Below are 13,689 nucleotides of genomic sequence, written 5' to 3'. Positions count from 1 at the left end.
CGTCTAACAAGTTGCTCTTGTAATTCCAATCGAAATTCTTTCTTAATTCTCCGCATGACCCTGGACCAACTGCGGATATTCGTTGCTGTCGCCGAACGGGGGCACATGACCAAGGCGGCCGAGCTGCTGGGCATTTCCCAGTCGGCCGCCTCGGCCGCCATCCGCTCGCTCGAACAGCAGCATGGCGTCCAGCTGTTCAACCGGGTCGGTCGCAACATCGAGTTGGCGCAGACCGGGCGCAGGTTTCTGCCCGAGGCGAAGGCCGTGCTCGAACGGGCGGCTGCCGCCCACGACGTGCTGGAGCACGTCTCGCAGACGATCACCGGCAGCCTTTCCATCGCCGCCAGCCAGACGATCGCCAGCTACTGGCTGCCGCGCCGGCTGGCCTCCTTCCACGAGGCCTATCCCGCCGTCAGGCTGAGCGTGACCATCGGCAACACCAGGCAGGTTGAGACCACCGTACTCGACGGTACGGCTGATTTTGGTCTGGTCGAGGGGCGCACTGAATCGGACATATTGCGGCGCGCCAAGGTCGATGTGGATCGCCTGATGCTGGTCGTGGCGCATTCGCATCCCGAAATCGCCGAAGTCTCGCGCGGGCATCCCGATATCAGGGAACTCCGCTGGATCATCAGGGAAGGCGGATCGGGCACGCGCGAGGTGCTGGAAGATCTTGCCCGCCGCGAAGGGATCTCCTTCGCAGAGCTGCGAATATTCCTGGTGCTGCCGAGCAACGAGGCGGTCCGTCAGGCGGTCGAGGCCGGCGCCGGCGCCACCATCATTTCGGAGCTCGTTGTCGAACGCGCGGTTGCCGAAGGCAGCTTGCGGTCCGTGTCGATCGATCTGCCGAAGCGCGATTTCGCCATGATCACGCATCGTGACCGGCAGGCAAGTCTGGCCCAGATGGCGCTCAAGGCGCATCTGGGCGCGAGGGCCGGCGAGACCGTCCGGGGGTAAGCCGGGTCAGCCGAATTTCCGCTGCGCATCGAGCGCCAGCCCAAGCCCGACCGAGCCGAACATATCGCCTTCGATGACCGACGCCTGCGGCACCAGGGCCAGTATCTGCTGCCTTGCCAGCGGGATGGCGGTCGATCCGCCGGTCAGGAACACCGCGGTGATGGCGGTTGGTTTCACCTGCGCGTCGCGGATCGTCTCGCCAACCGTCGCAGCCACCCGTTCGATATCCCTGGCAATCGTGGTCTCGAGCCCGGCGCGCGAAATTTCGGTCGCAAACTTCGCTCCCGTCAGCGCGACCATCACCTCGGCGGACGATTGCTCCGTCAGCTCGATCTTGGCCCTCTCGACCAAAGCGGCCAGCGCGTGCCCGTAACGATGCTCGACGATGTCGATGAAGCGGTCGACCAGGTCGGCGCGTTCCGCCTCGTAGCGGATCTGGCGCAGATGCGTCATCGCCCGGGCGGTGTAGACCAGATTGATGCGCTGCCATGTCGCCAGGTCGATGAAGTAGCTGGCCGGCAAGTTGCGCTTGCCGTCCTTGGTCGGCGAGAGGTAGCCGAGCTGCGGCATCACATGGGCGATGCTCAACAGCCGGTCGAAGTCGGTGCCGCCGATGTGGATGCCTCGGCTGGCCAGAATGTCGTCCTTGCGATCCAGGGAGCGGGCGCGCTGCGGCGAGACCCGCACGATCGAGAAGTCGGACGTGCCGCCGCCCATGTCGACGATCAGCGCCAGCTCTTCGCCCGTCACCGTCTGCTCGTAGTCGAGCGCCGCCGCGATCGGCTCGAACTGGAAGGCGATATGCTTGAAGCCCTGGGTGCGGGCCGCGTTTTCGAGTTCACCTTTGGCCTTGGCATCGGCCTCGGCATCGTCGTCGACGAACTGCACGGGACGACCGAGCACCACGCTTTCAACCGTATCGTCCGCATCCTCTTCCAGCCTTTTCCTGAGATGACCGACGAACAGGCCGATGATCTCGGTGAAGGCGATCGATCGGGTTTTGATGCGCGTCTTTTCATGGACTAGCGTACCGCCGAGTACGCTCTTCAGCGAGCGCATCAGGCGACCCTCGATGCTGTCGGTATAGTTGGCGATGGCGCGGCGCCCAAAGTAGGTGCGGTTGTCCTCGAAATTGAGGAACACCGCGCTGGGCAGGGTCACCTCGCCGTCTTCCAGCGCCACCAAATGCGGCTGCCCGTTCCTGATCACGCCGACGGTGGAGTTCGAAGTGCCGAAGTCGATACCGCCGAATGCTGGTCGCATCGCAAAGTCCTGTATTTTTTATTTGGGGAGCGACAGCCGGTGTTCGGCCGGGCCGGGGTCGCGGTCTAACCCACGAGCGTAAAAAGGGGAACCGCCTGTTGAAGAGAGTTTAATCCTTCCGGAAAACCAGCCTTCCGAGCCAGCCGGTCAGCATGGCCAACGACACCGCGAAGACGCCATACAGGAAAGAATAATCGTGGGCGACGCGGAAGATCGACTGTTCGAAACCGGATTTGCGGATTTCGAGCTGGGCGGAGCTTTCCTTGATGAACAGCCCGCTCTTGAACAGGAACGCGCGTGCCTTGTGGGTGCCGACCGGAACATTGGGGGCGAGCCTGACGGTGGCGCGGAACAGGTTCTGCGACAGGAACTGCACGCCGCCGACATTCACGCTGTAGAGGCCGGTCGCCGTCTTGCGCTCGCGCAGTGCCGCGGTGAACTCCTCGATGGTAGCCGGACTGTCGCCAGCGTCGGCCGGCTGCATATAGATGTTGGCGGCGCCGAGCGACAGTTGCTTGTAGCTGTTGGGGTCGGTGACGTCCTGCAGCGGCCGCGTCGTCGCCACCGAATAGGACACCGGCACATTCTTGAAGGTCTCGGACTCCAGATTGATCCAGATGCCGAGCACCCGGTCCTTGCGGCGCACGACGACCTTCCGGGCCGGACCCTCAAGCACGACCACGATGTCGTAGCGCCCCTGGCGCGCGACACGCGGGTCGGCATTTTCCAATGAGCCGAAGATGGTGAGGTCGGCGCCGGAAAAGCCGGCGGTGATTGAGACATGGTCGGTGGATAGGCCGATCTGGATGTTTTCGGTAACCGGCGTCTGCGCTCTTGCCGGTGACGAGGCGGCGCACAGCGACAGCGAGGCAACGGCCAGGAACGTCCTAAAACCCGCCATCAGGTCGGATCCGCGCCGGACAGCGAATAGAGGCTGGGCGGCGTCACGAACAGATCGATGGCGAGCCGGATGGCAACCGCCAGGACCAGCAGTGCCAGCAGCGCCCTGAGCTGCTCGCCGCGCAGCCTTTGGCCGGCCTTGGCGCCGTATTGCGCGCCGGCGACGCCGCCCGCCATCAACAAGAAGGCGAGCATGACGTCGACCGTCTGGTTGGTGGTGGCATGGACCAGCGTGGTGTAGGCCGAGGTGAAGATGATCTGGAACAGCGAGGTGCCGACGACGACGTTGGTCGGCACTTTCAAGAGATAGATCAGCGCCGGCACCATGATGAAGCCGCCGCCGACGCCCATGATCGACGACAGGAAACCGATGCCGGCGCCGAGGCCGAGCACCGGGATGACGCTGACGAACAGCTTCGAGGCCCTGAACCGCATTTTCAGCGGCAAGCGGTGGATCCAGTTGTGCTGGCCGGATTTCTTCAGCACCGGTGCCGCGCCGCTGCGCGTGGCGCGCAGCGCATTGACGCTCTCGACCAGCATCAGCCCGCCGACGGTGCCGAGCAGCACGACATAGAGCAGCGAGATGAACAGGTCGAGCTGGCCGAGCCGGCGCAAGAAGCCAAAGACGAAGATGCCGCCGGTCGAGCCGACGATGCCGCCGGCCAAAAGCACACCGCCGAGCTTGAAGTCGAGCGTGCCGCGCTTCACGTGCGACAATGCGCCGGAGAAGGAGGAGGCGATGACCTGGTTGGCGCCGGTGGCGACTGCGATCGCCGGCGGTATGTTGTAGAAGATCAGCAGCGGCGTGATCAGGAAGCCGCCGCCCACTCCGAACATGCCCGAGAGGAAACCCACCGCCGCGCCCATGGCCAGCAGCACGAAGATGTTGACGGAAATTTCCGCGATCGGGAGATAGATGCCCACCCGTCAGTCTCGATCAGTTTGCCCGTCGGCGAATGCAACCGTGGCGGGCATTCGCGCCAAAAGCCTGTCCGTTCTTGCGCCGGCCGGGCGGCGAAGTCAAACCTCGCCACGTCGCCGAAACAAAAAACAACTCAATCAGTTAACAGGCAAATGTGTGGCAAAGGCGTCGCGGAAACGACGCATCTGACGTTATTTGCGCGCAAGCAGCACCTTGACCAGCTTTTCGTCGACCGTGCCGGTAGGCTTCAGATCGTTGTCGGTCTGGAAAGCCATGATGGCATCCTTGGTTTTCTGGCCCATCACGCCGTCGTCATTGCCGGCCTCGTAGCCGTTCTTGTTGAGAATACGCTGGATGTTCTGAACGACCTTCTTCATGTCGACGCTGGCGGTCGTCTGCGGCGTGCCATCCTGCCACGATTCGGGAATATCGGCCGAATTTGCCGCAGGATCGAGCGGCTTTGCCTTCCACAGCTCCGTGGCGGCGCGTGCGCGTTCGAGCTGCTCGGGCCTGAGCGCCTTGGCGATCTCGTCGCGCTTTGCCGCCGCATCCTTGTCGCCGGTCTTGGCGACGAGCGCGAACCATTTGTAGGACTCTTCGAGATTCTGCTTCATGCCGACGCCCTTCGCCGCCAGGATGCCGAGATTGAACTGGCTGTCCTTGACGCCGAGATCGGCGGCGGCCTGGAACCAGTGCGCGGCCGATTCATTGTCGGTCACGCCGTCCGCCGCCATGGCGAAGAGCACGGCGAGGTTGTGCATGGCGCTGGCGTTGCCCTGCGCGGCGGCGAGCTGGTACCAGGTCTTCGCCTTCTTGACGTCGCGCGCGACGCCGGTGCCCTTCTCGTAGAAGTTGCCGATGCGGTATTCCGCCGGTGCGAAGCCGAGCTCGGCTGATTTCTCGTACCATTTGGCGGCCGCTGCCATGTCTTGCTTGACGCCGCGCGATTCGGCGTAGCGCGAGCCGATCTCGAACAATGCCTTGGCGTCGCCGCCGGCCGCTGCGTCACGCAAGGCAGCCGGGCCGGCATCGGCTGGAATGTCGATCTTGGCAGTGGCCGCCGCCGTCGAAGCAACCGCTGACGTGACCGTGCCGGTCATGTCCTGGGTCGCGGGCGTGGCGTCCGGCGCGGTGGCCATTGGTTCGGCGTCCGCAGCCGTCGGGCCCGCAGGTGCCGACGCTGTCACGTTAGCCGCCGCCGGATCGGGCGACGTCGTTGAAGCCATTGGCGCAGGAACAGGCTCGGCCGCGGACCCTGAGTCGATCGGCGTTTCGGCATCCGCCGATCTTTCGCCATATGACGGCGTGACGATGGCGGCCTGCGCCGGCATGTCGTCCTCGGCTACCGATTCGGATGGCTCTGCCTGCCGGACAGCGTGGTCTGGTGCGCTATCCCCTGCAGTTTCTGTGTCCGTCTTCGGCTCGTTGACGGTACCGATCGATGCGCTTTCCGCTGGCTGCGCGGCAGCCATCGGCGCCGTGTCGTTGCTGGCAATATCGACCGGGTCGGAGACAAAGGCCTTGCCTAATTGCAGGCCGGCGAGCGCCAGCATGACCGCGGCGGCTGCCATCAGAATCGGCTTGCGTCGCGCCTTGAGCAAGTCGCCGATCCTGAGCGCCTTTACCGGCCCCCTCATCGTCGATTGCCGCTTGAGAGCGTCGGCCTCGGCAGCGGCCGCTTGCGCCGCGCGCCTGGCTGCGGCGATGAAGTCGGATTTCGATGCGTCGGCATTGCCGGCCCTGCCGGGCGGGCCGCGTTCGTCGCGCACGCGCTTCATGATGGCGTTGAGGTCAGGTGGGCCGGAGCCGGGCTCCAGCGGCCGGTTGGCAACCTTCGGGTCCAGCGGCTCGTCGAGATCGGCAATCGGTATCTCGACATCAGGCGCGGAGCCGGCAAGCGGTGGAACGATCGTCTCCTTCTTGGCCTTGAAGGCGCGCGCCAGTCCGCCGAGCATCGACTTCCGGCCGCCGGTCGGCTGGCTTTTTTCCGACGTGTCCGAGCCAAGCGCCGCCATGGCCGCGGCCGCGGCGGCTTCGGCCGGCGTACGCGTGCCCGGGTCGCTACGCGTGCCCGGTTCGCTATGGGAACCTGGTTCATCGCTGATCATGGCAGAGACATGGCTGTCGAGGTCGGCCATGTCTTCCGTCAGCGGCAGTGGCTGGTCGATGTCCATGGACGGCGCGTCACGTACGGCCATCTTTGACGATCGCACGCCGCGCCAGCTGTCCGGCTCGGCCGGTTGCGTATTCAGAAGTTCGCTCACAGCGTCGGTCGGCTCGCCGGTTTCCAGCGAGCCCAGCCGGTCGACGATCTTGAGCAGCGTGTCGTGGATGGCTTCGAAGGTCCTCGAATTGCGCTCGTCGGAACGGCGCGTCAGTGCTTCGAGCGTCTTCAGATCCTGGGCGAGGCCAGAGACGGCCGCCGTGTTGGCACTGGAGCCCGCCAACGAACGGACGGCGCTCTCGGCTGCCTCGCGCGCCGCGCTGAGGATGGAATCGCGGGTGCCAGCCAGCGACTTCTCGATTTCGTTGAGACGGGGGCTGATATCCTCCAATTCCGGCAGTGGCGCGCCGGGTTTCGAAAGGTGCGCCGACAGGCCCGCGACCTGCGCTTCCAGGCTGCGGATCAGGGCCGGGTCGATGCCGGCGACTTGTGCCGCGGATGAATCCAGTCGGATTGAAATGTCTTCGAGCCGGCTTTCCAGGCCACGGATCGCGGCTTCACCTGCGTGATCGGGAACGCGCGTCTCCAAGCGCTTGGCCAGCGCGCTGAAGCGGGCGTCGAGGGCGTCCATGATGCCGGCCCCGTCGATCTGCGGCATGCGCTGGTCCAGCCTGTCGGCAACTTCGTCCAGCCGGCGCTCGAGATCGCGAAACAGCATGTTGCCTTGTTCGATCGCGTCGCCCTGGCGGCGCTCCATCATGCCGGACAGCACGTCGAAACGCTGTTCCAGCCCCTGGAAGATATAGTCGGCGTCCGGCATGGCAGGCGCCCGGTCGATCTTGTCGGCAATAAGCGCGATCTGCTTGTCGAGACGCTCCATCGCCTGCTCAGGCAAATTGGCCCGGCTGGCAAGATCGTCGACCCGGCTCGACAGCATGTTGAGGCGGTCGATGACCTCGCCGCTGGGGTGGACTTGCGTCACTTCCTCGATCTGTTCGGCAAGCGAGGCAATCCGCTTCTCGATACGCTCGAATGCTTCGGGGTCGAATGAATTGGCCTGCGCAGCGACGGTCGAGGCGACGATGGCGCGGGAAATCTCGTCCAGCCGCTCGTCGATCATCGCCAATGTGCTGCTGCCGAGGCTGTCCTGCTGGCGGGCGAAATGCTCAACGGCGCCGGCAAGCGTGCGGACCTTCTCTTCGAGCGAGCGCAGCGACAGCGATTCCGGCAGATTGTTGACGGCATTGCTGATCTGTTCGAGCCGTTCGGTCAGCATCGAAAGACCGGGTGCGTCCGACCGCTGTCGCTGATCGGCATCGACACGATCCTCGAACGCGGTCCAGCGGCGGTCGAACTCGTCCCAGCGGCGGCCGACCGCCTGCACGCTCTCCTCGCGCGCCAATGTGTCGAGCGCTGCCTTGACCTGCTCCAGATCGAGCCGGAGCATGTTGACGCTTCTGTCGTCGCTCTTTTCGGCCAGGGACTGGATGGCGCCGGAAAGCCGCTCGAACTCGACGCCGAGTTCGGCGCTGCCTTTGCCTCCCGCCGATTGGCCACCCGGCTGGGTGCTTGCCTGGAAAGCCCGCTCGATGTCGTTGCGCAGCGCTTCGAATTCGCGCTGCAGGCCGGCGGTCATCTGGTGGCGCAGTTCCTCGCGCAGGCCGCGCAATTCGCCGGCGATTTTGCCGACCACGGCGACGCCGTCCTCCTGACCGCGCACGCGGTCGATGTCGCGGGCGATCGCCTGGTAATTCTGGTCGAAGGCAGCTGGCGCCGGGCTTTTCGGCGGCTGCTCGGGGCGCGGATCCTCATAGGGCCGGGCGCTGGCATAGCGCGGCTCCGCGCTCAGCCGGCGCGGATCGGGACGTTCGCTCAAGTCCTCGCGCGTCCGCTCCAGCCGCTGCTCCAGCGTTTCCAGAGAGCGGTTGAGCTGTTCAAGCGTGGTGTACGGCCTGCGCTGCCGGCCGGTGTTGAGTGTATCGAGATAGGACCGCTTGCTGTTCATCGATGCGCCCGTTCACAATCGCTGCTGGCTTTATGACCAGTTCCCAAAGTCCTGCCGGAAACGAAGACGGCCGCGGCTTTGCTGCGGTGGACTCCGAAACCGTGAAAAATTCGCTACAGGATAACCACGGGTGACCGACATGCGCACAATTCGCCCAACGTGGTAAACAACGCGTTAACCAAGCTTAAGAAGTTGCAACGATGTTGACGAGCGCCTGAAGCGCCGCCGGGCCATGCGGTGGCGGATGCGGCAAAAAGGTCCTCCCGCACGACGCCCTTGCTTCGTGAGGCGGCTATCGGTATAGAATTGACGTAAACGTAAGGGTGCAGATTGTGCCGTTTGCGATTTTGTTTGTTGAAACCACGAGTGGAAGCACGCCCCCGCTTCGACTCAGGCGACGCACGGTCCAGGACCGCGGCGCCACCAGATGGGGAAAGCCAGTGACCATGAAACTTGTTTCGCCCGGCGAAGCCGCGGCCAATACCAATGACATGTCCGATAAAGCCGGCGAGGATCTTGTCCGCATCGGCGAGATGGCCAAGAAATACGGAGTAACGCTGCGTACGCTGCGTTTCTACGAGGACAAGGGCCTTCTCAATCCGCAGCGCGACGGCTCGACCCGTCTCTACACGCGCCGCGACAAGGCGCGGCTGAAGCTGATCCTGCTAGGCCGCAAGGTCGGGTTCTCGCTGCGCGACGTCAAGCAGATGATGGACCTCTACGACCCCAGCGGTTCCAACACCAAGCAGTTGCGACTGACGCTCGAAAAGTCGGAGAAGCAGCTTGCCCGCCTGCAGAAGCAGCGGGCTCTGATCGACGATGCCATCAACGAGTTGAGCAACTCGATGGCGGCGGTGCGTCAGATGCTGAGCGAACGCTCGGCGCCGCAGGCCAGCGTCGCCGGGTAATTCTTCGCCCGCTTCCGGTGAACGGCCTTCTGGGAGAGAGCCGCGTGGGCCTTGGCTGCGCGGCTCTTCCCTTTGTCTTGCGGCTGCGACGGGACGAATATCTTTCAATCTGTTCGGACTGGCTACGGCCAGCGCCGTTACGCTATGAGCGAGCGGCGGGGATTAATTTGTCGCATCAAAAAATTGACGTTTACGCAAACGTCAACTTTTGCTATTCCGACCTGAACATTGGTCCGCATGCCCGTCTGACTTCACGTTGGGGATTCGGGGCCAAGGCCGCATGGTGGAGGAAATGCATGCCGATCTACAGGGCGCCGGTCCAGGACACGCTGTTTGTGCTGAAAGAAGTGCTGGGCTACCAGCGCTATTCCAATCTTCCCGGATTTTCCGACGCGACGCCGGACGTGGTCGAGGCCATCCTCGCCGAGGGCGCCAAGCTCGCTGAAAATGTCATGCAGCCGCTGAACCGCGTCGGCGACATGGAAGGCTGCGAGCGCCATGGCGACGGTTCGGTGACGACGCCGAAGGGCTTCAAGGAGGCCTTCGACCAATACCGCGAGGGCGGCTGGTTGGGGCTGGCCGCACCCGTCGAATTTGGCGGCCAGGGTCTGCCTTACGCGGTGCATACCGCTGTTTCCGAATATATGATTTCGGCCAACATGTCGCTGATGATGTACCCCGGCCTGACGCAGGGCGCGATCGCCGCGATCATTACCCATGGCACCGACGAGCAGAAGGCGCTCTGGTTGCCGAAGCTGGTCGAAGGCGTCTGGACCGGCACCATGAACCTGACCGAGCCGCATTGCGGCACCGATCTCAGCCTGCTGCGCACCAGGGCGGTTCCCAATGGCGACGGCACCTACAGGATCTCAGGCCAGAAGATCTTCATATCGGCCGGTGAGCACGACATGGCGGACAACATCGTCCACCTGGTGCTGGCCCGCATCGACGGCGCGCCGGAAGGCGTGAAGGGCATTTCGCTGTTCATCGTGCCGAAACTCAAGCTCGATGCATCAGGCAATCCTGGCGAGAAGAACACCGTCTCCTGCGGCTCGATCGAGGAGAAGATGGGCATCCATGGCAATTCGACCTGCGTCATGAATTATGACGAGGCACAAGGCACGCTGCTTGGCGAGACGAATGGCGGGCTGAAAGCCATGTTCACGATGATGAACGAAGCGAGGCTCGGCGTCGGCCTGCAGGGGCTTTCTCTGTCGGAGGTCGCCTACCAGAACGCTGTGTCCTATGCCAAGGATCGCCTGCAGGGACGCTCCGTGTCTGGGCCGAAGGCGCCGGACAAGAAGGCCGACCCGATCATCGTCCACCCCGATATCCGCCGCAGCCTGATGACCATGAAGGCCTTCAACGAGGCCGGTCGCGCACTGGCACTGTGGACGGCGATCAAGTCCGATATCGCCCACCGTGCCAGTGACGACAGGGACCGCCAGGCCGCCGACGACTACACCGGGCTGATGACGCCGGTGGTCAAGGGCGTGCTCACCGACAAGGGTTTCGACCACGCAGTGATGGCGCAGCAAGTGTTCGGCGGGCACGGCTATATCGAAGAGCACGGCATGAGCCAGTTCGTGCGCGATGCCCGCATCGCCATGATCTACGAGGGTGCCAACGGCATCCAGGCGCTCGACCTCGTCGGCCGCAAGCTGGCCTTGAATGGCGGCCGTGCCGTGCAGGCCTTCTTCAAGGAGGTCGGCGAGTTCTGCGAGGAGAACCGCACTGACGAGAAGATGGCGCCCTTTACCAAGGCGCTGAAGAAGGGCCTCAACGATCTGCAGGCGGCGACGATGTGGCTGATGCAGAACGGCATGGCCAAGCCCGATAACGCCGGTGCCGCCTCGACCGACTACATGCATCTCTTCGGCCTGGTGGCGCTGGGCTATATGTGGGCGCAGATGGCCAAGGCGGCCGGGGCGAAATTGGCGAACGGCGCCAATGGTTCTTCGGCGTTCTACGATAGCAAGCTGGTGACGGCGCGCTTCTTCATGGAGCGAATCATGCCGGAAACGTCGGCGCACCTCGCCCGCATCTCCAGCGGCGCCGATACATTAATGGCACTGCCGGCGGAAGCGTTCTAAGCTCGATTTTCCCTCCCCTCGAGGGGAGGGGGGACGTCGGCGCAAGGGAGAAACAGCATGACCAACCCCGCCGAAATTCTTGGCCTTCCCAAACCAGCCTGGGCGGCGGACGAGGTCGGCATGCTCTACGACATGGCGCACCGCTTCATGTCGGAAGAGATCGCGCCACGCTATGACGAGTTCGAGAAGAACGAGATGGTCGACCGTGAGTGCTGGCTGAAGGCGGGCGCGGCCGGTCTGCTCTGTGCCTCGATGCCGGAGGAATATGGCGGTTCGGGCGGGACGTTCGCGCATGAGAGCGCCATCATCGAGGCGATCGGCCATGTCGGCGTCGACGGTTTCGGCATCGGCCTGCACAATTCGATCGTCGCCCCTTACATCCTCCACTACGGCTCGGAGGAGCAGAAGAAGAAGTGGCTGCCGAAACTGGCGACCGGCGAGCTGATCGGCGCCATCGCCATGACCGAGCCCGGCGCCGGCTCCGACCTGCAAGGCGTCAAAACGCGCGCCGAGAAGGACGGCAACCAGTACAAGGTCAACGGCTCAAAAACCTTCATCACCAACGGCCAGCTCGCCAATTTCATCATAATTGTCACCAAGACCGACCCGGAGAAGGGCGCCAAGGGCACTTCGCTGATCGTCGTCGAGACCGACGAGGTGGAAGGGTTCGAGCGCGGCCGCAACCTCGACAAGATCGGGCTCAAGGCCAACGACACGTCGGAACTGTTCTTCAACGATATGCGCGTGCCGACTTCCAATCTGCTCGGCCACGAGGAAGGCCAGGGCTTCGTCCAATTGATGCAGCAATTGCCGCAGGAGCGGCTGCAGATCGGCACCGGCGCCATCGCCATGGTCGAACGGGCGCTGGCGTTGACCATCGACTACGTCAAGGAGCGCAAGGCCTTCGGCAAGGCGATTATCGATTTCCAGAACACCCAGTTCAAGCTGGCCGAATTGAAGACCGAGGCGACCATCGGCCGGGTCTTCTACAATGACTGCGTCGCCCGCCATATCAATGGAGGCCTCGACCCGGTGACGGCCTCGATGGCCAAATACTGGCTGTCAGACCTGCAGGGAAAAGTCGTCGATGAATGCCTTCAATTGCATGGCGGCTATGGCTACATGAATGAGTATCCGATCGCCCGCATGTTCCGCGACGCCCGCGTCCAGCGCATCTACGGCGGCACCAACGAGATCATGAAATTGCTGATCGGGCGCTCTCTCTGAGAGACTTTCAGCAAACCAAGGAGCAGAAAATGGCCGAAGCTTATGTCTATGACGCCGTGCGCACGCCGCGCGGCAGGGGCAAAAAGGATGGCTCGCTGCACGAGGTGCCGGCGGTGCGGCTCGGCGCCAAGGTGCTTGAGGCGATCCGTGACCGCAATGGGCTGGACACCGGCGCCGTCGACGACATCATCTTCGGCTGCGTCGATCCGGTCGGCGAGGCGGGCTCTGTCATTCCGCGCGCCGCCGCCTTCGAGGCCGGTTACGACACGAAAGCGCCCGGCATGCAGATCTCGCGTTTCTGCGCCTCTGGCCTGGACGCCATCAATTTCGGCGCCGCCAAGATCGCGCAAGGCGCCGACGAGATCGTCATCGCCGGCGGCGTCGAATCGATGTCGCGCGTCGGCATGGGCGCATCCGGCGGCGCCTGGTTCATGGACCCCTCGGTCGGCCTGCCGGGCTGGTTTGTGCCGCAAGGCATCTCGGCCGATCTGATCGCCACGAAGTACGGCTTTTCGCGCGACGACGTCGACGCCTATGCGGTCGAAAGCCAGAAGCGCGCCGCCAAAGCCTGGGGCGAAGGCCGCTTCAAGAATTCGGTGATCTCGATCAAGGACCAGAACGGCCTGACCATCCTCGACCACGATGAGCACATGCGGCCTTCGACCGATATGCAATCGCTGGCGGCCCTCAACCCGTCTTTCGTCATGCCCGGCGAAATGGGCGGCTTCGATGCCGTCGCGGTGCAGAAGCATCCCGAGGTGGAGGAGGTCAATCACGTCCACCACGCCGGCAATTCGTCCGGCATCGTCGACGGCGCGGCGGCCGTTCTGCTCGGCTCGAAGAAGGCTGGAAAGTCGCTCGACCTGAAGCCGCGCGCTCGCATCCGTGCATTCGCCAATATCGGTTCGGAGCCGGTGCTGATGCTGACCGGTCCGGTCGACGTGACCGAGAAGCTGCTGAAGCGTGCCAGGATGAAGCTGTCGGACATTGATCTGTTCGAGCTCAACGAGGCGTTCGCCTCGGTGGTGCTGCGCTACATGCAGGCTTTCGACATTTCGCACGACAGGATCAACGTCAATGGCGGCGCCATCGCAATGGGCCATCCGCTCGGCGCAACCGGTGCGATGATTTTCGGAACGGTGCTGGACGAACTGGAGCGCCGGGACCTGAACACCGCGCTGGTGACGCTCTGCATCGGCGCCGGCATGGGCACCGCAACGATCATCGAACGCGTCTGACGGGAGAGAGAC

Annotated in this window: 9 protein-coding genes; 5 read left to right on the top strand and 4 right to left on the bottom strand. The window is 63.7% G+C overall.

The window, feature by feature from the left end; all coding sequences use genetic code 11:
* Window positions 1–54 precede the first annotated feature (54 nt).
* Window positions 55–957 carry a LysR substrate-binding domain-containing protein gene (locus AC0L3D_RS04495; RefSeq protein WP_128169885.1) on the top strand — a complete coding sequence of 301 codons (903 nt, stop codon included), beginning with the start codon at window positions 55–57 and terminating at the stop codon, window positions 955–957.
* 6 nt (window positions 958–963) lie between these two features.
* Here AC0L3D_RS04495 and AC0L3D_RS04490 read toward each other — a convergent pair whose 3' ends face one another.
* The 4 genes from AC0L3D_RS04490 to AC0L3D_RS04475 all read right to left on the bottom strand — a co-directional run bounded on the left by AC0L3D_RS04490 (window position 964) and on the right by AC0L3D_RS04475 (window position 8,211).
* The gene (locus AC0L3D_RS04490; RefSeq protein ID WP_473630262.1) at window positions 964–2,220 is read right to left on the bottom strand and encodes an Hsp70 family protein; all 1,257 of its coding nucleotides are present in this window, start codon (window positions 2,218–2,220) and stop codon (window positions 964–966) included.
* A 109-nt stretch (window positions 2,221–2,329) separates the two neighbouring features.
* Window positions 2,330–3,121 carry a TIGR02186 family protein gene (locus AC0L3D_RS04485; protein ID WP_128169887.1) on the bottom strand — a complete coding sequence of 264 codons (792 nt, stop codon included), beginning with the start codon at window positions 3,119–3,121 and terminating at the stop codon, window positions 2,330–2,332.
* On the bottom strand, window positions 3,121–4,044 hold the full coding sequence (locus AC0L3D_RS04480; RefSeq protein ID WP_023802164.1) for a sulfite exporter TauE/SafE family protein: 924 nt from the start codon (window positions 4,042–4,044) through the stop codon (window positions 3,121–3,123). The genes AC0L3D_RS04485 and AC0L3D_RS04480 overlap by 1 nt, the downstream gene beginning before the upstream one ends.
* Window positions 4,045–4,233: 189 nt before the next feature.
* Complete coding sequence (locus AC0L3D_RS04475; RefSeq protein WP_473630263.1) at window positions 4,234–8,211, bottom strand: peptidoglycan-binding protein; 3,978 nt, start codon at window positions 8,209–8,211, stop codon at window positions 4,234–4,236.
* Between the two features lie 446 nt (window positions 8,212–8,657).
* Between AC0L3D_RS04475 and AC0L3D_RS04470 the strand changes: the two genes are divergently transcribed.
* The 4 genes from AC0L3D_RS04470 (at window position 8,658) to AC0L3D_RS04455 (ending at window position 13,677) form a co-directional block, all read left to right on the top strand.
* Window positions 8,658–9,119, top strand: a complete 462-nt coding sequence (locus AC0L3D_RS04470) for a MerR family transcriptional regulator (RefSeq protein ID WP_473628054.1) — start codon at window positions 8,658–8,660, stop codon at window positions 9,117–9,119.
* Between the two features lie 296 nt (window positions 9,120–9,415).
* The gene (locus AC0L3D_RS04465) at window positions 9,416–11,212 is read left to right on the top strand and encodes an acyl-CoA dehydrogenase (protein WP_473643241.1); all 1,797 of its coding nucleotides are present in this window, start codon (window positions 9,416–9,418) and stop codon (window positions 11,210–11,212) included.
* A 57-nt stretch (window positions 11,213–11,269) separates the two neighbouring features.
* Window positions 11,270–12,439 (top strand): acyl-CoA dehydrogenase family protein, encoded by a 1,170-nt coding sequence (locus tag AC0L3D_RS04460; RefSeq protein ID WP_287174623.1) that lies wholly within the window; start codon window positions 11,270–11,272, stop codon window positions 12,437–12,439.
* A 29-nt stretch (window positions 12,440–12,468) separates the two neighbouring features.
* Entirely contained in the window at window positions 12,469–13,677 is a 1,209-nt protein-coding gene (locus AC0L3D_RS04455) for an acetyl-CoA C-acetyltransferase (protein ID WP_023802169.1), read from the top strand.
* Window positions 13,678–13,689 lie beyond the last annotated feature (12 nt).

The organism is Mesorhizobium sp. WSM4837, from assembly GCF_055811435.1.
This window is presented reverse-complemented; position numbering and strand designations above follow the sequence as displayed.

Excerpts from the sequence above, each read along its gene's own strand:
- AC0L3D_RS04495 (WP_128169885.1), top strand. The coding sequence starts at position 55 with ATGACCCTGGACCAACTGCGGATATTCGTTGCTGTCGCCGAACGGGGG.
- AC0L3D_RS04490 (WP_473630262.1), bottom strand. The coding sequence starts at position 2,220 with ATGCGACCAGCATTCGGCGGTATCGACTTCGGCACTTCGAACTCCACC.
- AC0L3D_RS04485 (WP_128169887.1), bottom strand. The coding sequence starts at position 3,121 with ATGGCGGGTTTTAGGACGTTCCTGGCCGTTGCCTCGCTGTCGCTGTGC.
- AC0L3D_RS04475 (WP_473630263.1), bottom strand. The coding sequence starts at position 8,211 with ATGAACAGCAAGCGGTCCTATCTCGATACACTCAACACCGGCCGGCAG.
- AC0L3D_RS04470 (WP_473628054.1), top strand. The coding sequence starts at position 8,658 with ATGAAACTTGTTTCGCCCGGCGAAGCCGCGGCCAATACCAATGACATG.
- AC0L3D_RS04465 (WP_473643241.1), top strand. The coding sequence starts at position 9,416 with ATGCCGATCTACAGGGCGCCGGTCCAGGACACGCTGTTTGTGCTGAAA.
- AC0L3D_RS04460 (WP_287174623.1), top strand. The coding sequence starts at position 11,270 with ATGACCAACCCCGCCGAAATTCTTGGCCTTCCCAAACCAGCCTGGGCG.
- AC0L3D_RS04455 (WP_023802169.1), top strand. The coding sequence starts at position 12,469 with ATGGCCGAAGCTTATGTCTATGACGCCGTGCGCACGCCGCGCGGCAGG.